The sequence below is a fragment of the Streptococcus oralis genome (assembly GCF_003942585.1).
In the GTDB taxonomy this organism is placed as follows: Bacteria; Bacillota; Bacilli; order Lactobacillales; family Streptococcaceae; genus Streptococcus; species Streptococcus oralis_BE.
The window spans coordinates 16,236-35,898 of record NZ_RJNK01000008.1 but is presented as its reverse complement, the minus strand read 5'-3'; the positions used below and the strand labels follow the sequence as shown (position 1 = coordinate 35,898).

At 42.8% G+C, this 19,663-nt stretch carries 18 protein-coding genes and 1 pseudogene; 16 read left to right on the top strand and 3 right to left on the bottom strand.

Features of this window, described 5'->3' with window-relative positions; all coding sequences use genetic code 11:
• Positions 1-28: 28 nt before the first annotated feature.
• On the bottom strand, positions 29-361 hold the full coding sequence (locus tag D8862_RS08190; protein ID WP_125449910.1) for a glucuronide permease: 333 nt from the start codon (positions 359-361) through the stop codon (positions 29-31).
• A gap of 26 nt (positions 362-387) precedes the next feature.
• Positions 388-942, bottom strand: coding sequence for a TetR/AcrR family transcriptional regulator (locus tag D8862_RS08185; protein ID WP_125449908.1), 555 nt, complete (start codon positions 940-942; stop codon positions 388-390).
• Between the two features lie 130 nt (positions 943-1,072).
• Between D8862_RS08185 and D8862_RS08180 the strand changes: the two genes are divergently transcribed.
• Positions 1,073-1,972 (top strand): cation diffusion facilitator family transporter, encoded by a 900-nt coding sequence (locus D8862_RS08180; RefSeq protein ID WP_038804447.1) that lies wholly within the window; start codon positions 1,073-1,075, stop codon positions 1,970-1,972.
• 109 nt (positions 1,973-2,081) lie between these two features.
• On the top strand, positions 2,082-4,607 hold the full coding sequence (locus D8862_RS08175; protein WP_125449906.1) for an ABC transporter ATP-binding protein/permease: 2,526 nt from the start codon (positions 2,082-2,084) through the stop codon (positions 4,605-4,607).
• A 51-nt stretch (positions 4,608-4,658) separates the two neighbouring features.
• On the opposite strand, the gene galR is transcribed toward D8862_RS08175, so the two are convergent.
• Entirely contained in the window at positions 4,659-5,663 is a 1,005-nt protein-coding gene (gene galR, locus D8862_RS08170; RefSeq protein ID WP_125449904.1) for a DNA-binding transcriptional regulator GalR, read from the bottom strand.
• Positions 5,664-5,826: 163 nt separating this feature from the next.
• On the opposite strand from galR, the gene D8862_RS08165 reads away from it, so the two are divergent.
• The 14 genes and pseudogenes from D8862_RS08165 to D8862_RS08100 all read left to right on the top strand — a co-directional run bounded on the left by D8862_RS08165 (position 5,827) and on the right by D8862_RS08100 (position 19,644).
• Positions 5,827-7,005 carry a galactokinase gene (locus D8862_RS08165; RefSeq protein ID WP_125449902.1) on the top strand — a complete coding sequence of 393 codons (1,179 nt, stop codon included), beginning with the start codon at positions 5,827-5,829 and terminating at the stop codon, positions 7,003-7,005.
• A gap of 11 nt (positions 7,006-7,016) precedes the next feature.
• Complete coding sequence (locus tag D8862_RS08160) at positions 7,017-7,676, top strand: HAD family hydrolase (protein WP_000340244.1); 660 nt, start codon at positions 7,017-7,019, stop codon at positions 7,674-7,676.
• Complete coding sequence (locus D8862_RS08155; RefSeq protein ID WP_125449900.1) at positions 7,673-9,160, top strand: UDP-glucose--hexose-1-phosphate uridylyltransferase; 1,488 nt, start codon at positions 7,673-7,675, stop codon at positions 9,158-9,160. Before D8862_RS08160 ends, D8862_RS08155 begins: the two co-directional genes overlap by 4 nt.
• A gap of 69 nt (positions 9,161-9,229) precedes the next feature.
• Positions 9,230-9,634 (top strand): PaaI family thioesterase, encoded by a 405-nt coding sequence (locus D8862_RS08150; protein WP_000651196.1) that lies wholly within the window; start codon positions 9,230-9,232, stop codon positions 9,632-9,634.
• 70 nt (positions 9,635-9,704) lie between these two features.
• A pseudogene (locus D8862_RS08145) lies at positions 9,705-9,881 on the top strand (AAA family ATPase); the annotation flags it as partial.
• 103 nt (positions 9,882-9,984) lie between these two features.
• Positions 9,985-11,337 (top strand): UDP-N-acetylmuramoyl-L-alanine--D-glutamate ligase, encoded by a 1,353-nt coding sequence (murD, locus tag D8862_RS08140; RefSeq protein ID WP_125449895.1) that lies wholly within the window; start codon positions 9,985-9,987, stop codon positions 11,335-11,337.
• Position 11,338: 1 nt separating this feature from the next.
• A complete protein-coding gene (locus D8862_RS08135) occupies positions 11,339-12,397 on the top strand; it encodes a UDP-N-acetylglucosamine--N-acetylmuramyl-(pentapeptide) pyrophosphoryl-undecaprenol N-acetylglucosamine transferase (RefSeq protein WP_093586983.1) in 1,059 nt (352 codons plus the stop codon).
• A 9-nt stretch (positions 12,398-12,406) separates the two neighbouring features.
• Positions 12,407-13,525 (top strand): cell division protein FtsQ/DivIB, encoded by a 1,119-nt coding sequence (locus D8862_RS08130; protein ID WP_125449893.1) that lies wholly within the window; start codon positions 12,407-12,409, stop codon positions 13,523-13,525.
• Between the two features lie 190 nt (positions 13,526-13,715).
• Positions 13,716-14,417 (top strand): orotidine-5'-phosphate decarboxylase, encoded by a 702-nt coding sequence (pyrF, locus tag D8862_RS08125; RefSeq protein ID WP_125449891.1) that lies wholly within the window; start codon positions 13,716-13,718, stop codon positions 14,415-14,417.
• 42 nt (positions 14,418-14,459) lie between these two features.
• A complete protein-coding gene (gene pyrE / locus D8862_RS08120) occupies positions 14,460-15,092 on the top strand; it encodes an orotate phosphoribosyltransferase (RefSeq protein WP_125449889.1) in 633 nt (210 codons plus the stop codon).
• Between the two features lie 243 nt (positions 15,093-15,335).
• A complete protein-coding gene (gene lctO, locus D8862_RS08115; protein WP_084877879.1) occupies positions 15,336-16,472 on the top strand; it encodes an L-lactate oxidase in 1,137 nt (378 codons plus the stop codon).
• Between the two features lie 162 nt (positions 16,473-16,634).
• Complete coding sequence (locus D8862_RS08110; RefSeq protein WP_125449887.1) at positions 16,635-17,030, top strand: CopY/TcrY family copper transport repressor; 396 nt, start codon at positions 16,635-16,637, stop codon at positions 17,028-17,030.
• Positions 17,031-17,040: 10 nt separating this feature from the next.
• Complete coding sequence (locus tag D8862_RS08105) at positions 17,041-17,412, top strand: cupredoxin domain-containing protein (protein WP_125449885.1); 372 nt, start codon at positions 17,041-17,043, stop codon at positions 17,410-17,412.
• Positions 17,413-17,421: 9 nt separating this feature from the next.
• Complete coding sequence (locus D8862_RS08100) at positions 17,422-19,644, top strand: heavy metal translocating P-type ATPase (RefSeq protein ID WP_125449883.1); 2,223 nt, start codon at positions 17,422-17,424, stop codon at positions 19,642-19,644.
• The last annotated feature ends 19 nt before the right edge of the window (positions 19,645-19,663 follow it).

The following is a 19,663-nucleotide window of genomic DNA, read 5'->3' as shown; positions in this document are numbered from 1 at the left end:
TCTATAATTCGAGATGGGATTTTTAGTGTTAGAGTAAGATAAGCAAGAGCGTAATCAAAGCCGCTAGTGTGCCCCTTATAATGTGGTGCGATATATGTTGACTTTCTTGCTGTTGCCCATTCCAGTAAGCACCGTAGCAGATGATGCTAGAGCCCACTATCCATAAGACGACAGTTGCAAGCGGGATAAAGAAAAAGATAGCAAGAGCTAGTGAAGTGAGACAACTTCCCACCAAGATACACATGTTCCCTTGACAGTAATTTTTTTCTTTCATGGCTGCGAAAGCAGCTGCGAGATGGAGAAGTGAAAAACCGAGAGCTAGTACAATCGTCAGTATTCCTAGGATAATAGAATTTAACATGGTTGATTCCTTTCTTCGTGACAGGATTAAATTTCGAGTGATTTTGTAGAAGTCATCTCAATCACATCTAAGTAAAATCTCACTACCTGGGCTTCTGTATAAGAATTTCCTTTTTTTAGCCACCAGGTCAGTGTTTCGATAAAATTGGTTACTACAAAATGTTTGAGGTAGGAGGCCGGTATGTTCGGATAGGTCTCTTGCAAATCCTCCGCTACCATGGGGTAAACATGGTGTTCGAGTTCCTTGTGTAGTTGGCGGAGAAAGTAGTCGTTTTTGGAAAAAAGAAGACTGGTGACATGGTCTTGGTTTTTTTGAAAATGTAAAAAGATATGTGCGAGGTAGTCTTCTGTAGTCAAGTGTTCTTCCCTTTCAAAGAGATGATGAAAGAGGTAGCGACAGAGCTCATCTAAAAGCAGTTCCTTGCTCTCGTAGTGACAGTAAAAAGTCGAGCGACCAACATCTGCCAAGTCAATGATATCTTGGACAGTAGTGGCCTCATAGCCCTTGTTGTTCAAAACTTGTAGAAAAGCTTGATAAATGGCTTTTTTCGTCTTACTAACCCGACGATCTCTTTTTTGCATATAGACACTTGAGGCAAACTATTCAGAACTGAACAAGGCTGACAGTTTGCTTCTATCCTTTCTTTGGATTTTATTAGATAATACAAATGAAAGAAGTATATATACCTATTATACCAAAGGAGGGAGAGAAATGAGTTCGAAAACATCTATCTGGCTAGCCTTTTTCTTGAATCTATCATTTTCTGTTGTCGAATTTATTTTTGGAGGCATCTTCAATTCAAGTGCGGTATTAGCGGATGCGGTTCATGATTTGGGCGATGCTCTTGCCATAGGTTTATCAGCTTGTTTGGAAACTATTTCCAATCGTCAGGAAGACAAGCGTTACACTCTCGGTTACAAACGCTTCAGTCTGCTAGGTGCCATGCTGACTGCCTTGATCCTTTTGACAGGATCTTTTATGGTGCTCTTGGAGAATATTCCTCGTCTCCTATCCCCTCAGCCTGTCAACTACCAAGGAATGCTGTGGTTGGGGATTCTTGCGATTCTTATCAATCTATTGGCTAGTCTAATCGTTCGTAAGGGTCAGACCAAGAACGAAGCTATCCTGACCTTGCATTTTCTAGAAGATATTCTAGGATGGCTAGCGGTTATTCTGGTTGCTGGTGTTTTGTATGTGACTGACTGGTACTTTCTCGATCCACTCTTGTCTCTTTTAATTTCTAGTTTTATCCTCTGGAAAGCCATTCCTCGCTTTTGGTCAACACTCAAGATTTTCTTAGATGCTGTGCCTGAAGGGATCGAGACTGCTAAGCTAGAGAAAGAGTTAGCAGCGCTAGATAATGTTAAAAGTGTTAATCAACTCAGTATTTGGTCCATGGATGGTTTGGAAAATGACGCCATTGTCCATGTTTGCCTAGAAGAGATTGAACATATGGAGTATTGTAAAGAATCCATTCGTAATTTACTCAAAGATTATGGTTTTCAAAATGTTACCATTGAAGTTGATGCAAACCTAGCAAGTCACCAAACCCATAAGCGAAAAATTGAGGAGTTGGAAGTAGGTCAAAGTCATGGACATTATCATTCATAAGAAGTCGATTTTCTATTTGTTGATTATTTTTGATGAATTGTAAATGTAACATATTTACTCCATTATGAAATTGTGATAGACTACATATATCACTGAAAGGAGATAGACGATGTTACAGCTACAACACATTTCAAAAGTCTATCATACGGGCGATCAAGAGTTCCACGCGCTAAAGGATATCTCGATTCGTTTCCGTGAGAATGAGTTTGTCTCCATTCTTGGGCAATCGGGTTCTGGGAAAACCACCCTATTAAATATCATCGGGGGACTCGACCAATACACATCTGGTGATTTACTCATCCAAGGAAAATCAACAAAGCAATTTAAAGACCGCGATTGGGATAGCTACAGAAACCACACCATCGGTTTCGTCTTTCAGTCTTATAATCTCATCGGGCACCAAACTGCACTCTCTAACGTAGAAATTGCAATGACTCTTTCGGGTGTTTCAAAAGCAGAACGTAAGAAACGTGCTATCGAAGTGCTCGAACGCGTAGGCCTAAAAGACCATTTATATAAGAAACCAAGTCAAATGTCTGGGGGACAAATGCAACGAATCGCGATTGCGCGTGCTCTTGTTAATGATCCAAAAGTCGTTTTAGCCGACGAACCGACAGGAGCGCTCGATTCTGAGACTTCTGTTCAAATCATGGATTTATTAAAAGACATTGCCAAGGAACGTTTGGTTATCATGGTGACGCATAACCCAGAGCTGGCGCAGAAGTACTCCACACGTATCGTACAAGTATTAGATGGAAACATCTTGAGCGACTCAAACCCATGCGAACCAACAGAGGAGACAAAGCAAGTCGACATCCAGTTCACGAAGACGAAGATGAGCTTTATAACCGCCCTTGTACTTTCCTTTAATAACCTATTGACAAAGAAAGGTCGTACCTTACTAACAGCTTTTGCGGGTTCTATCGGGATTATCGGGATTGCTCTTATCTTAGCCCTTTCCAATGGTGTGAGTGACTACGTTAAAAAGGTGCAGGAAGATACTCTCGTCTCTCTCCCACTGACGATTAGCGAGCAGAACCAGAGCAACTTGTTGGCGACCTCTCCAGATTTGAGCGAGAAGCCTTACAAGGATAATCATGAGCTCGGTATCAATACGGTTTTAACGAATTTATTGAAAAAACAAATCGGAAAGAACGACTTAGCTTCCTTCAAGACTTACTTGGAGGAACACGCTTCGAAGGTCGAATCTCTCACAAAAGACATTCGTTACCGATACAATTTACAACCGTTTATCTATGCAAGTGATACTTCCAACGGACCCAAAAGTATTCTGCCTTCAACCTTAGCTGATGAAGTAGAAACAGCGAACCAAACGATGAAGGGATACTTACAAAACCTCAACTACTGGAGTGAACTTTCTAGTGATTCTTCAATGCTAGAAAGCAAGTACGACGTGTTGGAAGGACGCTTCCCACAAGATAAGTCCGAGCTCGTCCTTATCGTAGATGAAAACAATCAAATTAGCGATTTGTTGCTCTATAGTTTACGTATCAAAGAACCTAGTGAATTGAACGATACGAAGAAGCTCGACGAACTCTCTTCTCAAACGTATCAATATAGTGATTTTATCGGAAAAACTTTCAAAGCAGTTGTCAATACAAAGCGCTTTGTGAAAGAAAATAACTTATGGGTCAATAAGATTGATAATGCTTCTTATATGAAAACTCAAATCGAGAATGGGCTCCAACTTAAAATTGTGGGTGTCCTTCGCCAAAAAGAAGGCACAAGTTCAGGCGTGAATGCTCCTTCAGGAGGAATCGCCTACACAAGCGCCCTTATTGATTACACTTCCGAACACATTCAAAATAGTGATATCGTTAAGGAACAGGAAGCCAATCAAAATCTAAATGTATTTACGGGTAAAGACTTTGCCAAAGATCCTAAACCATTCAGCTCGGAGAATTTAACCAAAGAAGAAAAAATTCAGTTGGCTAAAATGACGCCTGAAGAACAGGCGCAGTATATCCAACAATATAACGACAATTCGGCTTCAACTTACGAGGAAAACCTCGCAAAAATGGGCGTCATCAACAAATCCAAACCAGCTGCCATTGAGCTCTATACCTCTTCGTTCCAACAAAAACAAGACTTAAAAGAGTTCATAAACGCCTATAACACAGCGAAAAAAGAAGCTGGAGAAGACGATAAGGTACTCGCTTATTCAGATGATATCCAAACTATCATGTCTTCTATTACGACATTGGTTGGCGTAGTGACAACTGTGCTCGTTGGCTTTGTGGCCATCTCACTCATTGTATCTTCTATAATGATTTCGATTATCACGTATATTTCAGTTCTCGAACGTACAAAAGAAATCGGAATCCTACGTGCAATGGGGGCTTCGAAGAAAGATATTCGTCGTATCTTCACTGCTGAAACAGCCATCGAAGGATTTATCTCTGGGGTGCTCGGTATCGCGATTACCCTCCTTGCGACATTCCCAATCAATGCGATTGTTGCGAAAATGACAAATGTGGAAAATGTAGCGCAATTGCCAAAAGAAGTAGCTCTAATCCTTATCGGTATTTCGATTGTCCTCACCATGTTAGCCGGTCTAATCCCTTCACGCATCGCCGCCAAGAAAGACCCAGTCGAATCGCTTCGTAGCGAATAACAATTAAACCCCAAAAAGGTGGATAAAGGAATATTTCTTTATTCACTTTTTCTATTCATTCCTTGTACTTTCTCTCAAAGTCAGTCTGGTTCCCAGCATGGTTAGGCTAGGGATTTTGCGACCGTGTAGAACTTCCTTGTTAAGAATATCCATTCCTGCTCGGCCCATTTCCTCAGTATAGACAGTGATGCTTGAAAGAGGAGGATAGACCTGCTTGGTCAGGCTAGTGTCGTTAAAAGAAATGAGGCTGACGCGGTCTGGTAGGCTAATTCCAGCTTCTTGAAGGGCACGGAGGGCGCCGATGGCTAAACTATCGCTGGCTGCGAAAAAGGCTGGTGGGAATTGTTCTCCTAGCTTGTGAATGGCCTCCTTCATCAAGTCATAGCCAGACTGGGCAGTAAAGCTCCCTTGAAAGACCAGTTCTTCATGGTAGATTCCATTTGCTTGGGTAATGTCTTTGAAATTCTCTAGCCGCTTATCCTGGATAATTTCTTCCTGGTCGGTTGTTTCCTCAAGGCCTGTGAGAATTCCAATACGGTTCATATCTTGACTGAGGAAATGGTCTACAACTTGTTTCACAGCAGTGTAAAAGTCAGTGATAATACAGGTATGACCTAGTGAGAGGGTATCGCTGTCTATAAAGACTAAAGGTTTTTGGTATTCTTCAAAGGCAGAAATCTGAGCTCGGCTAAATTTTCCGATGCAGAGAATGCCAATCACTTCCTCGCTCAGTGTAAAAGGATGATCGTTAAAATAGCGCAAGATATCATAGTCCAGTTCTTGGGCTCTTTTTTCAATACCGAGACGAATCTGATAGTAGTAGAGATCGTCCAACTCCCCTTGTTCGCTGACCCATTGGATAATGGCAATCTTTTGCTTGGGTTTGTGGGATTCGCCTGTCTTGAGGTGCTTAGTATAGCCCAGCTCTTCCGCGACGGTTAAAATACGGTGTCTGGTTTCTTCTGTGACAGATAGGCTCTGGTCGCGATTGAGGACACGAGATACGGTCGCAATAGAGACAGAGGCTAGCTGTGCGATGTCTTTTAAGGTAGCCATAAATCCTCCTCCTTTTAGGTTAGTATATCATATTTTTCTGCTTTTTACTGATAGTTTAGTAAAAGTTTAGTAAAAAGGATTGACCTTGGCAAATCCCTTGGATACAATAGAAGAAAACGATTACACGTTAAGATGACTTAACGACAGTCAAAGGAGAATTCATATGACACAAGATCTTACTACTGAAGCCCTTCGCAAAGACTTTCTTGCCGTTTTTGGTCAAGAAGCAGAGCAAACTTTCTTTTCACCAGGTCGTATCAATCTGATTGGTGAACACACGGATTACAATGGTGGGCACGTTTTCCCAGCAGCTATTTCCTTGGGAACTTATGGGGCGGCTCGCAAACGTGACGACCAAGTCTTGCGTTTCTACTCAGCCAACTTTGAGGACAAGGGTATCATCGAAGTGCCTCTTGCTGACCTCAAATTTGAAAAAGAGCACAGCTGGACCAACTATCCAAAAGGGATTCTTCATTTCTTGCAAGAAGCTGGCCATGTCATTGACAAAGGGTTTGATTTTTATGTTTATGGGAATATCCCAAATGGTGCAGGCTTGTCCTCTTCAGCATCCTTGGAACTTTTGACGGGGGTTGTGGCAGAGCATCTCTTTGGTTTAAAACTAGATCGTTTGGATTTGGTTAAAATCGGAAAACAAACAGAAAATAACTTTATCGGAGTCAACTCTGGTATCATGGACCAATTTGCCATCGGTATGGGTGCTGACCAACGTGCTATTTACCTGGATACCAACACTTTGGAGTACGACTTGGTGCCTCTTGATTTGAAGGACAATGTTGTTGTCATCATGAACACCAACAAACGCCGTGAACTAGCGGACTCTAAATACAATGAACGCCGTGCTGAGTGTGAAAAAGCAGTGGAAGAATTGCAAGTTGCCTTGGATATTCAGACCTTGGGTGAGTTGGATGAGTGGGCCTTTGACCAATACAGCTATCTGATTAAAGACGAAAATCGTTTGAAACGTGCTCGCCATGCTGTGCTTGAAAACCAACGTACCCTTAAAGCTCAAGCAGCCCTTCAAGCAGGTGATTTGGAAACATTTGGTCGCTTGATGAATGCGTCACACGTTTCTCTAGAACATGACTATGAAGTAACTGGTCTAGAATTGGATACCCTCGTTCATACAGCTTGGGATCAAGAAGGTGTTCTGGGTGCTCGTATGACAGGAGCAGGTTTTGGTGGCTGTGCCATTGCCTTGGTGCAAAAAAATGCTGTTGAGGCCTTTAAGGAAGCTGTAGGCAAGCACTACGAGGAAGTAGTTGGATACGCTCCAAGCTTCTATATCGCTGAAGTTGCAGGTGGCACTCGCGTTTTAGACTAGGAGAGAAGTAAATGGACGCTGTAATATTTGATTTAGATGGCTTATTAGCTGATACTGAGATCATTTCTCTAAAAGTTTATCAAGAATTGCTTAAAGATTTTGGAATTCCTTTCACAGAAGAAACATATTCTAGAGAATACAGTGGACATAGGGAAGAGGAGAATGTTCAACGATTTTTAGATACCTATGATTTACCTTGGAACTTTGACCAAACCTTGGAAAAAGTTTATGAACTGGAAGCTCGAATATTAGCCAAAGGTGTAAATTTAAAAAAAGGTGCTAAAAATTTGCTTGCTTTTTTGCAAAGAGAAGGTATTCCAATCGCTCTAGCAACTTCAAGTGTTGAATCTAGAGCTAGAATGATTTTGGATAGTAATGGTATACTGTCCCTATTTGACCATCTAGTTTTTGCAAAAGATGTAAAGCGAAGCAAACCTTACCCTGATATATTTTTAAAGGCCTGTAGTGATTTGAATGTTTTACCAGAGAATTGCTTAGTATTAGAGGATAGTGAAGCAGGGATTGAAGCAGCCTATAGAGCTGGGATACCAGTTATTTGTATTCCAGACTTGAAAATGCCAGCACAGTCTTTCTTAAATAAAACAGAACAAGTTTTTCAGGATTTAGATGCTGTCAGAGACTATTTAGAAAGTAAGAAGGAGAATCAATGAGTCAGGGAGTTCTAGATGCATTTATCACGGAAGTCATTGCTGGAAGTTCATTTGAGGAAATGGATCGAATCTACCTAACCAATTGTGTTTTGGCTCGAGTGGGCGAAGGTGTTTTGGAAGTTGAGACGAATCTGGAGGAGTTGATTGACCTCAAGGACCAGCTGGTTGAGGAGGCGGTTCGATTAGAGACGATTGAGGACAGTCAGACTGCGCGTGAAATCCTCGGTGCTGAACTGATGGACTTGGTAACCCCTTGTCCAAGTCAGGTTAATCGTAACTTTTGGACAACCTATGCCCAATCTCCCGAACAGGCAATTGCGGACTTCTACCAACTTAGTCAGAAAAATGACTACATCAAGCTCAAGGCCACTTCTAAGAATATCGCTTATCGCGTTCCGTCTGACTATGGAGAGCTTGAGATTACCATCAATCTCTATAAGCCTGAAAAGGATCCAAAGGAGATTGCGGCAGCCAAGTTGGTGCAAGCTAGCAATTATCCCCAGTGTCAGCTTTGTCTAGAGAACGAGGGCTACCATGGTCGGGTCAATCATCCAGCTCGTAGCAATCACCGTATTATCCGTTTTGAAATGGCTGGTCAGGAGTGGGGCTTCCAGTATTCGCCCTATGCTTATTTTAATGAGCACTGTATCTTCTTAGACGGCCAGCATCGACCCATGGCTATCAATCGTCAAAGCTTTGAGCGTCTGCTGGCCATCGTAGAGCAGTTTCCAGGCTATTTTGCGGGTTCTAATGCCGACCTGCCGATAGTGGGGGGGTCTATTCTGACTCATGATCACTATCAGGGGGGGCGTCACGTATTTCCTATGGAATTGGCTCCTCTGCAAAAGGCCTTCCGATTTGCTGGTTTTGAGCAGGTCAAGGCTGGGATTGTCAAGTGGCCTATGTCAGTGCTACGTTTGACTTCGGATTTCAAAGAAGATTTGATCAACTTGGCTGACAAGATTTTACAGGAATGGCGCCAGTATTCAGATCCTGAAGTACAGATTTTGGCAGAGACAGACGGGACACCGCATCACACCATCACACCGATTGCTCGTAAACGCGACGGTCAGTTTGAGTTGGACTTGGTCTTGCGGGACAATCAGACATCGCCAGAGCATCCTGATGGCATTTATCATCCCCACAAGGATGTCCAACATATCAAGAAGGAAAATATCGGCTTGATTGAGGTCATGGGCTTGGCTATCCTGCCGCCACGATTGAAAGCGGAAGTGGAACAAGTAGCAGCCTACCTTGTCGGAGAAGAAGTCTCAGTTGCCGACTATCATCAGAAATGGGCCGACCAACTCAAAACCCAACATCCAGATCTAACTGATAAAGAAAAAGCCCTTGAAATCGTCAAGGAATCTGTAGGTGCTATCTTTACACGTGTTTTGGAGGATGCAGGGGTTTACAAGCAGACGGAACAAGGGCAGGCAGCCTTTATGCGCTTTGTAGAGCAGGTTGGAATTTTGCCAGACTAGGAGCTTTCTCCTTGCACAGTCCTATAAAAAGTAGTATCATAGTGTCGTTTGAACTATCAGGAGGAAACGATGAAAGATTTTCATTTTGACGCTATATCGGCCTTTGAGAATTACGAAATAGAAAAAATGAGAGATGGTCATGTTGTGGTGACGACAAAAGTAGTGGACTCGTCGCTCAACTACTATGGCAATGCCCATGGTGGCTATCTCTTTACCCTTTGTGACCAGATCAGCGGTTTGGTGGTCATTTCACTAGGGCTTGATGGAGTGACGCTCCAGTCCTCTATCAACTACCTTAAGGCAGGAAAACTCGACGATGTACTGACCATTAAAGGAGAATGTGTCCATCATGGACGCACAACCTGTGTGGTAGATGTTGATATCACCAATCAAGAAGGGAGAAATGTCTGCAAAGCAACCTTTACCATGTTTGTCACAGGCCAGCGGTCTGAAGAAAGACAGGTAAGGATATAAAGTACTGAGAGTTGACCTGCACTCTAAGGGTTAGATATTTTTTGTCGAACTTTTGGAGTGCAGGTTAGTTTTGATCCTCGCAGATGAACCAACCGCTTCACTAGACCCCAAAAACTCTGAGGAATTACTTTCTATCCTAGAATCTTTAAAAAATCAGAATCGAACGATTATTATTGCGACCCACAATCCTCTTATCTGGGAGCAAGTGGATCAAGTCATTCGAGTTACCGATTTATCTCATCAATGATAAGAGAACATTAAGTTAGAAGAAAGAGTCACAAATACACTTTGTGGCTTTTTTATTTCCATAAAAATGGTAAAATAGTAGAAGTAGAAATGGAGTTTGAGACATGAAAGTAATCGATCAATTTAAAAATAAGAAAGTACTTGTTTTAGGTTTGGCTAAGTCTGGTGAGTCTGCGGCCCGTTTGCTAGACAAGCTAGGTGCTATTGTGACAGTAAATGACGGCAAGCCTTTTGAGGAAAATCCTGCTGCTCAAAGCTTGCTAGAAGAGGGAATCAAGGTTGTCACTGGAGGGCATCCTTTGGAGCTCTTGGATGAAGATTTCGCTCTGATGGTGAAAAATCCAGGTATCCCGTATAGCAATCCCATGATTGAAAAAGCATTGGCAAAGGGGATTCCAGTCTTGACTGAGGTGGAATTGGCTTATTTGATTTCAGATGCTCCAATTATCGGTATCACTGGTTCAAATGGGAAAACAACCACAACGACTATGATTGGGGAAGTTTTGACTGCTGCTGGTCAACGCGGTCTCTTGTCAGGGAACATCGGCTATCCTGCTAGTCAAGTGGCTCAAACTGCGACAGCCAAGGACACGCTCGTCATGGAACTTTCTTCTTTTCAACTGATGGGTGTCCAAGAATTCCATCCTGAGATTGCGGTTATTACCAACCTCATGCCAACTCATATCGACTATCATGGTTCTTTTGAGGAGTATGTGGCAGCTAAGTGGAATATCCAGAACAAGATGACAGCAGCTGATTTCCTTGTCTTGAACTTTAACCAAGATTTGGCAAAAGAATTGGCTAGCAAAACACAAGCCACTGTTGTTCCATTTTCAACACTGGAAAAGGTTGATGGAGCCTATCTAGCAGATGGTCAACTTTACTTCCGTGGGGAAGTGGTCATGGCAGCGAGTGAAATCGGTGTTCCAGGTGGCCACAATGTAGAAAATGCCCTTGCGACCATTGCAGTAGCTAAGCTTCGTGGTGTAGACAACCAAACCATCAAGGAAACTCTTTCAGCCTTTGGTGGTGTAAAACACCGTCTCCAATTTGTGGATGAGATTAAGGGTGTGAAATTTTATAACGACAGTAAATCAACCAATATCTTGGCAACTCAAAAAGCCTTGTCAGGATTTGACAACAGCAAGGTCATTTTAATTGCAGGTGGTTTGGACCGCGGCAATGAGTTTGACGAATTGGTTCCAGATATTACTGGGCTCAAGAAGATGGTCATCCTTGGTCAATCTGCTGAGCGTGTCAAACGGGCAGCGGAGAAGGCTGGTGTGGCTTATGTGGATGCGACGGATATTGCAGATGCGACTCGCAAGGCTTATGAACTTGCGACAGATGGAGATGTGGTTCTCCTCAGTCCTGCCAATGCTAGCTGGGATATGTATGCTAACTTTGAAGTACGTGGAGATCTTTTCATCGACACAGTAGCGGAGTTAAAGGAATAATATGAAAAAAATAGTATTTACTGGTGGGGGAACGGTTGGACATGTCACCCTCAATCTTTTGTTAATGCCCAAGTTCATCGAAGACGGCTGGGAAGTCCACTATATCGGGGATAAGCATGGAATCGAACACCAAGAAATCCTCAAGTCAGGCTTGAATGTGACCTTCCACTCCATTGCGACTGGGAAGTTGCGTCGCTACTTCTCTTGGCAAAATATGTTGGATGTCTTCAAAGTTGGTTGGGGAATTGTCCAATCGCTCTTTATCATGTTACGACTGCGTCCACAGGCTCTTTTTTCTAAGGGAGGATTTGTCTCTGTACCGCCGGTTATCGCAGCGCGAGTGTCAGGAGTGCCAGTCTTTATTCACGAATCTGACCTGTCTATGGGCTTGGCCAATAAAATTGCCTATAAATTCGCAACCAAGATGTATTCAACATTTGAGCAGGCTGCTGGTCTCGTAAAGGTCGAGCATGTGGGAGCAGTGACCAAGGTTTTAGACCAAAAAACTCCTGAATCAGATGAATTGGTGAATATCCAAACCCACTTTAATCCTAAATTGCCTACAGTATTGTTTGTCGGTGGTTCTGCAGGAGCTCGTGTCTTTAACCAATTGGTGACAGATCATAAGCAAGAACTGACAGAGCGCTACAATATTATCAATCTCACTGGAGATTCAAGCCTCAATGAATTGAGTCAAAATCTCTTTCGTGTTGACTATGTGACGGATCTCTATCAACCTTTGATGGAGATGGCAGATGTGGTGGTGACGCGTGGCGGTGCCAATACGATATTTGAGCTCTTGGCCATGGTGAAACTCCATCTCATCGTACCATTGGGTCGTGAAGCAAGTCGAGGAGACCAGATTGAAAATGCAGCCTACTTTGTTAAGAAAGGCTATGCAGAAGAACTTCAAGAAAGCGACTTGACCTTGGAAAGCTTGGAGGAGAAACTCAGTCACTTGCTTAGTCACAAGGATCAGTACCAAGCTAGCATGAAAGCTTCGACTGAATTGAAATCTCTTGATGATTTTTATGCCCTACTAAGAAAAGACTTATCATAAGGAAAACCAATGTCAAAGGATAAGAAAAAAGAATCAAACCAGAAACAAGAATTGTCTGAATGGCAGAAGCGGAACCAAGAATACCTGAAGAAGAAGGCTGAGGAAGAAGCTGCCCTAGCTGAAGAGAAGGAAAAGGAAAAACAAGCTCGAATGGGGAAAAACTCTAAGTTGTTAGAGGAAAGTAAGAAGTCATCAAGTGATTCCGACCAGAACGAAACTGTTCCAGACGAAGAACCATCCGAAAAAGAAGAAAAATCTCAAAAGGATAACCCTAAAGTCAAAGAAGAAAAAGAGAAGAAGAAAAAAGAAAAACCAGAAAAACCTGCCAAGCCTAAAATTGCTCCCATTCATATTTGGCGGGCAGTTAGTATCTTGGTACCGAGTGTTCTGGTTCTCCTCCTTTCTATCTATCTCTTGACCCCTCTTTCGACTATCAAGCATATCGAGGTTAAGGGCAATGTCCAGACTCAAGCGGATGACATTAAACAGGTTTCTGGCATTCAGGATAGCGACTATACCTTGTCTTTGTTATGGAACAAGGAGAAGCACGCTGAGAAGATCAAGTCGAATCACTGGATAGAGTCAGCAAAGATTGACTACAAATTTCCGACAAACTTTACGATTGAAGTTAAAGAGTTTGAGATTGTTGGCTACTATGTGACAGGTGAAGACCACTATCCAATCCTATCTAGTGGAACAATTGACTCAAGCCCTGTCAACCTTTTGAACCTGCCTGAGACCTACCTAACAGTCACCTTTAACGATGAGCAGCAGGTGAAGGATTTGATGACGGGTCTTTCTAGCATCAGTGAGGATATAAAGAGTCAGATCCAGAAGATCGAACTAGCCCCAAGTAAGGCAACTGCAGATCTTTTAAAAATCACCATGCAGGATACAGATGAAATAGTAGTTCCCTTGTCAGAGTTGAGTAAGAAATTACCTTATTACAGCAAAATTAAGCCACAACTAGCAGAACCGAGCTTTATTGATATGGAAGCTGGAATCTATAGTACCAGCCTAGCTGATAAACGTTTAGAAGAAGCTGAGGAAAAGGCCAAACAAGAAGCTAAAGAAGCAGAGAAGAAAAAACAGGAAGAAAAAAAAGCTGAAGAAAAGAAACAAGAATAAGAATCTTCAGTTTTTACTTGACAAGTGTCGTTATAAATAATAGAATAGTAGAAAACTTTTAAAGCAGTCCAGAGAGGCAGCTAAGGTTAGACAGTGAAAGGGTGGAAACTACCCGTTTTTCGTGGAACCTAGCTGCTAGCAGGTTCCTTTTTTTGAGCAATGGACTGTCAGCAAAGAATAGGAGAAAAGAATGCGTGAGAGTCGCCCAGTCATTGCTCTGGATTTTCCAAGTTTCGAGGAAGCCAAAGAATTTTTAGCCCTTTTTCCAGCAGAGGAAAAACTCTATGTCAAGGTAGGAATGGAAATCTACTATGCAGTAGGGCCCGAAGTTGTGCGTTATTTGAAATCATTGGGACATAGTGTTTTTTTGGATCTCAAGTTGCATGATATTCCAAATACAGTCAAGTCAACCATGAAAATCTTGTCAAGTCTGGGTGTCGATATGACCAATGTTCAGGCTGCAGGTGGGCTTGAAATGATGCAGGCCGCGCGTGAAGGCCTTGGTGATCAAGGGATTCTTATCGCGGTGACCCAATTGACCTCAACATCTGAGGAACAGATGCAAGACTGTCAAAATATCCAAACTAGTCTGCAAGAATCAGTGATTCACTATGCTAAGAAAACAGCTGAAGCTGGATTGGATGGAGTGGTTTGCTCAGCCCAAGAAGCCCAACTCATCAAGGAGGCGACAAACGAAGATTTTATCTGCTTGACACCAGGTATTCGACCAGCAGGTGCTGAAGCAGGGGATCAAAAACGCGTAGTGACCCCTGGTCAGGCCTATCAAATCGGTAGTGATTACATTGTAGTAGGCCGTCCTATCACGCAGGCAGAAGATCCTGTAGCAGCCTACCATGCTATCAAGGAAGAATGGACACGCGATTGGGTCTAAAGCGTATTTGATTATAGATTTAAGGATAAGAAGGAGTATACCATGACACTTGCTAGAGACATTGCTAGCCATCTATTGAAAATTCAAGCGGTTTATCTTAAACCAGAAGAGCCTTTCACTTGGGCATCTGGTATCAAGTCACCTATCTATACAGATAACCGCGTGACTCTGGCTTACCCAGAAACTAGAACCTTGATTGAAAATGGTTTTGTGAATGCTATCAAGACAGCCTTTCCAGAGGTAGAAGTGATTGCAGGAACTGCGACAGCAGGGATTCCACACGGAGCTATTATCGCGGACAAGATGAACCTACCATTTGCTTATATCCGTAGCAAGCCAAAAGACCATGGAGCCGGAAACCAAATCGAAGGCCGTGTAGCCCAGGGGCAAAAAATGGTAATTGTAGAAGACCTGATCTCAACTGGTGGTTCAGTTTTAGAAGCCGTAGCTGCTGCCAAACGTGAAGGGGCAGATGTTCTCGGTGTAGTAGCTATTTTTAGTTATCAACTAGCAAAAGCAGATAAGAACTTTGTAAACGCAGGCGTGAAACTGGTGACTCTCTCAAACTACAGCGAGCTCATCCACCTAGCTCAAGAAGAAGGTTATATCACACCAGAAGGACTCGCTCTCTTAAAACGCTTTAAAGAAGACCAAGAAAATTGGCAAAACGCTTAAAAGTAGAAAATCAGGTAGTCACTAGGATTACCTGATTTTTTATATGTGGGCAATAAAACAAAGCTCCCTAAAGGTAAAGAAGAATATAGGATAATGGTAGAATGAGAGTCCTCTCTTTTTTGGGGGCATATTCAGATAATCAGTTTGAAATTTCCAGACAAAATTTTTGAAAGGATTCTGAAAAAGAGGTAAGATAGTTAATGTAAGTTAAAGTAAACGCTTACTTAACAAGGAGGACACTTTATGTCATATAAAACAAGCAATGCAGAAGGACCTGTAGATTTTATTAACACTTATGATTTGGAGCCAATGGCGCAACAAGTCATTCCTAAAGCTGCCTTTGGTTATATCGCTAGTGGAGCAGAGGATACTTTCACTTTACGCGAGAACATCCGTGCTTTTAACCACAAACTTATTGTTCCTCATACTCTTTGTGATGTTGAAAATCCAAGCACAGAGATTGAATTTGCAGGTGAAAAATTGTCTTCACCAATCATTATGGCGCCTGTTGCGGCCCATAAATTGGCAAACGAACAGGGTGAAGTGGCGACTGCGCGTGGTGTGCATGAGTTCGGTTCGCTTTATACAACCAGCTCTTACTCTACTGTTGACCTTCCAGAAATTACAGAAGCCCTTCAAGGGACACCTCACTGGTTCCAATTTTACTTTAGTAAGGATGACGGGATCAACCGCCATATCATGGACCGTGTGAAGGCTGAAGGTTATAAAGCGATTGTCTTGACGGCAGATGCGACTGTAGGAGGCAATCGTGAGGTTGATAAGCGCAATGGTTTTGTCTTCCCAGTTGGCATGCCGATTGTTGAGGAATACTTGCCAGAAGGTGCTGGTAAGTCCATGGACTTTGTCTACAAATCAGCTAAACAACGCCTGTCTCCACGAGATGTAGAATTTATCGCTGAATACTCAGGACTCCCTGTGTATGTCAAAGGCCCTCAATGCCGTGAAGATGTCGAACGTTCGCTTGCCGCAGGTGCTTCTGGAATCTGGGTAACCAACCACGGTGGTCGCCAAATCGACGGTGGACCAGCTGCCTTTGACTCGCTTCAAGAAGTTGCTGAAGCAGTAGATAAACGTGTACCAATTGTCTTTGACTCTGGTGTTCGTCGCGGTCAGCACGTCTTTAAAGCCTTGGCTTCAGGAGCAGACTTGGTAGCTATTGGTCGCCCTGTGATTTATGGTTTGGCTCTCGGTGGTAGCGTCGGTGTACGTCAAGTCTTTGAACACTTGAATGCAGAATTGAAGACAGTCATGCAGTTGTCTGGAACTCAGACTATTGAAGATGTCAAACACTTCAAACTCCGTCACAACCCATACAATCCAACCTTCCCAGTTGACCCTCGTGACTTAAAATTGTATTGATAAAATAGCTTGCCTCCACTGATTGTGGAGGTTTTTGATGTCTTGGAATGTGTTTAACATTTCTAGTGTTATATAAAAATCAATTTTCATAATTGACAAATGTAGATTTATAGAGTATACTAATAACTGTAATCGACAAATGTAGATTTAGGAGGTGTGATTATGCAGATTTCAGATGCAGAATGGCAGGTCATGAAGATTGTTTGGATGCAGGGCGAACAGACCAGTAGCGATTTGATCAGAGTTTTGGCGGAGCGGTTTGACTGGTCCAAGTCCACGGTTCAGACACTTTTGGCTCGTCTGGTTGATAAAGGGTGTCTGACCAGGAAAAAAGAGGGCAAGTCCTTTGTTTATTCAGCCCTTTTAACACTGGATCAAAGTCGAGACTTGCTTGTCCGAGATATCAAAGACAAGGTTTGTTCTCGTAGGATGAAGAACTTATTGGTTGATTTGATTGTGGAATGTGATTTTACTCAGGCTGACTTGGAAGATTTGGAAGCTGTGATTTCCGAGAAAAAAGCTAGTGCAGTTGCTGAAGTAAAATGTAATTGTATGTAAAGGAGACGTCATGTTAAATAGCATTGTAACCATTATTTGTATTGCCCTTATCGCGTTTATCTTGTTTTGGTTTTTCAAAAAGCCTGAAAAGTCTGGACAAAAGGCCCAGCAAAAAAAGGGCTACCAAGAGATTCGAGTGGAAGTCAAAGGGGGCTATACGCCTGAGTTGATTATCCTCAAGAAATCAGTGCCAGCCCGTATTGTCTTTGACCGTAAGGACCCTTCACCATGTTTGGATCAAATTGTTTTTCCAGACTTTGGTGTACATGCGGACCTGCCTATGGGTGAAGAGTATGTAGTGGAAATCACGCCTGAGCAGGCTGGAGAGTTTAGCTTTTCTTGTGGTATGAACATGATGCACGGCAAGATGATTGTAGAATAGGAGGACATTATGACAGAAATTGTGAAAGCAAGCTTAGAAAATGGCATTCAAAAAATTCATATTACAGCTGAAAAAGGCTATCATCCAGCCCATATTCAGCTTCAAAAAGGGATTCCGGCTGAGATTACCTTTCATCGAGCAACTCCTTCAAACTGTTATAAGGAAATTCTGTTTGAAGAAGAAGGCATCTTGGAACCAATCGGACTAGATGAGGAAAAGGTGATTCGTTTTACTCCTCAAGAATTAGGCCAACATGAATTTTCTTGTGGCATGAAGATGCAAAAAGGAAGCTATAGAGTCGTTGAGAAGACTCGAAAATCTCTATCCCTCTTTCAACGTTTTTGGATGACCAGTATCTTTACTGTGCCTCTTGTGATTATCATGATTGGGATGTCGACAGGAGGAATTAGTCACCAAGTCATGCGTTGGGGAACCTTTCTAGCTACAACACCTATCATGCTAGTAGCAGGTGGTCCTTATATCCAAAGCGCTTGGGCCAGCTTTAAAAAACACAATGCTAACATGGATACCTTGGTGGCGCTGGGAACTCTAGTAGCCTATCTCTATAGCCTAGTTGCTCTCTTTGCTGGGCTCCCTGTTTACTTTGAAAGTGCTGGATTTATCCTCTTCTTCGTTCTTTTGGGAGCCGTTTTTGAGGAGAAAATGCGAAAAAATACTTCCCAAGCTGTAGAGAAATTACTAGATTTGCAAGCTAAAACTGCAGAAGTCTTGCGTGATGACCGCTATGTTCAAGTCCCCTTGGAGCAAGTCAAGGTAGGTGATCTGATTCGAGTGCGTCCCGGTGAAAAGATTGCGGTTGATGGTGTTGTAGTGGAAGGTATGTCCAGTATTGATGAGTCTATGGTGACAGGTGAAAGCCTGCCGGTAGACAAAACAGTTGGAGATACCGTCATTGGCTCTACCATCAATAATAGTGGAACACTTGTTTTTAGGGCAGAAAAAGTTGGTTCAGAGACAGTTTTGGCTCAGATTGTGGATTTTGTGAAGAAAGCCCAGACCAGCCGAGCACCGATTCAGGATTTGACGGATAAGATTTCAGGGATTTTTGTACCAGCGGTTGTCATTTTAGCGATTTTAACTTTTTGGATTTGGTTTGTCTTGCTTGGGGCTAGCTTTGTGGCCTCTCTTCTCTATGGGGTGGCAGTTTTGATTATCGCTTGCCCTTGTGCCTTGGGACTTGCAACACCGACAGCTCTTATGGTGGGAACGGGTCGTAGTGCCAAGATGGGCGTTCTCCTCAAGAATGGAATGGTTCTACAGGAAATCCAGAAAGTTCAAATTCTTGTCTTTGATAAGACTGGGACTTTGACGGAAGGGAAACCTGTGGTAACAGATATCATCGGCGACGAAGTAGAAGTGCTTGGATTGGCAGCCTCCTTGGAAGAAGCTTCCCAACACCCACTGGCTGAGGCCATTGTCAAGCGAGCGACTGAAGCTGGACTTGAGATTCAAACTGTTGAAAATTTCCAAGCCTTGCACGGAAAAGGTGTTTCAGGGCAAATCAATGGGAAACAAGTCTTGCTTGGAAATGCTAAAATGCTGGATGGTATGAACATTTCTAGCACTTATCAAGAAAAACTAGAAGAACTAGAAAAAGAAGCTAAAACAGTTGTGTTCTTGGCTGTTGACAATGAAATCAAAGGCTTGCTTGCCTTGCAAGATATTCCCAAGGAAAATGCTAAGCTAGCCATCAGTCAGCTGAAAAAACGTGGACTTAAAACAGTCATGCTGACAGGAGACAATGCTGGTGTGGCGCGTGTCATTGCAGATCAGATTGGAATCGAAGAGGTCATTGCAGGTGTTTTACCAGAAGAAAAAGCCCATGAAATCCATCAACTGCAACAGGTTGGCAAAGTAGCCTTTGTTGGTGATGGTATCAATGACGCTCCTGCCCTCAGTGTAGCGGATGTGGGAATTGCTATGGGAGCTGGAACAGATATTGCCATCGAGTCAGCAGATTTGGTGTTGACAACTAATAACCTCCTAGGTGTGGTGCGTGCCTTTGACATGAGTAAAAAAACCTTTCATCGTATCTTGCTCAATCTTTTCTGGGCCTTTATCTACAATGTCGTTGGAATTCCGATAGCAGCAGGAGTCTTTTCAGGTGTTGGACTGGCCCTCAATCCAGAACTGGCTGGTCTAGCCATGGCCTTTAGTTCTGTATCTGTATTAACCAGTTCACTCATGCTAAACTTTAGTAAAATAGACTAAAAGCGAGCTTGCTCGCTTT

What these genes read in the sequence shown, in the direction of transcription:
- D8862_RS08190 (WP_125449910.1), bottom strand. Translation starts at nt 361, where the DNA reads ATGTTAAATTCTATTATCCTAGGAATACTGACGATTGTACTAGCTCTC.
- D8862_RS08185 (WP_125449908.1), bottom strand. Translation starts at nt 942, where the DNA reads ATGCAAAAAAGAGATCGTCGGGTTAGTAAGACGAAAAAAGCCATTTAT.
- D8862_RS08180 (WP_038804447.1), top strand. Translation starts at nt 1,073, where the DNA reads ATGAGTTCGAAAACATCTATCTGGCTAGCCTTTTTCTTGAATCTATCA.
- D8862_RS08175 (WP_125449906.1), top strand. Translation starts at nt 2,082, where the DNA reads ATGTTACAGCTACAACACATTTCAAAAGTCTATCATACGGGCGATCAA.
- galR (WP_125449904.1), bottom strand. Translation starts at nt 5,663, where the DNA reads ATGGCTACCTTAAAAGACATCGCACAGCTAGCCTCTGTCTCTATTGCG.
- D8862_RS08165 (WP_125449902.1), top strand. Translation starts at nt 5,827, where the DNA reads ATGACACAAGATCTTACTACTGAAGCCCTTCGCAAAGACTTTCTTGCC.
- D8862_RS08160 (WP_000340244.1), top strand. Translation starts at nt 7,017, where the DNA reads ATGGACGCTGTAATATTTGATTTAGATGGCTTATTAGCTGATACTGAG.
- D8862_RS08155 (WP_125449900.1), top strand. Translation starts at nt 7,673, where the DNA reads ATGAGTCAGGGAGTTCTAGATGCATTTATCACGGAAGTCATTGCTGGA.
- D8862_RS08150 (WP_000651196.1), top strand. Translation starts at nt 9,230, where the DNA reads ATGAAAGATTTTCATTTTGACGCTATATCGGCCTTTGAGAATTACGAA.
- murD (WP_125449895.1), top strand. Translation starts at nt 9,985, where the DNA reads ATGAAAGTAATCGATCAATTTAAAAATAAGAAAGTACTTGTTTTAGGT.
- D8862_RS08135 (WP_093586983.1), top strand. Translation starts at nt 11,339, where the DNA reads ATGAAAAAAATAGTATTTACTGGTGGGGGAACGGTTGGACATGTCACC.
- D8862_RS08130 (WP_125449893.1), top strand. Translation starts at nt 12,407, where the DNA reads ATGTCAAAGGATAAGAAAAAAGAATCAAACCAGAAACAAGAATTGTCT.
- pyrF (WP_125449891.1), top strand. Translation starts at nt 13,716, where the DNA reads ATGCGTGAGAGTCGCCCAGTCATTGCTCTGGATTTTCCAAGTTTCGAG.
- pyrE (WP_125449889.1), top strand. Translation starts at nt 14,460, where the DNA reads ATGACACTTGCTAGAGACATTGCTAGCCATCTATTGAAAATTCAAGCG.
- lctO (WP_084877879.1), top strand. Translation starts at nt 15,336, where the DNA reads ATGTCATATAAAACAAGCAATGCAGAAGGACCTGTAGATTTTATTAAC.
- D8862_RS08110 (WP_125449887.1), top strand. Translation starts at nt 16,635, where the DNA reads ATGCAGATTTCAGATGCAGAATGGCAGGTCATGAAGATTGTTTGGATG.
- D8862_RS08105 (WP_125449885.1), top strand. Translation starts at nt 17,041, where the DNA reads ATGTTAAATAGCATTGTAACCATTATTTGTATTGCCCTTATCGCGTTT.
- D8862_RS08100 (WP_125449883.1), top strand. Translation starts at nt 17,422, where the DNA reads ATGACAGAAATTGTGAAAGCAAGCTTAGAAAATGGCATTCAAAAAATT.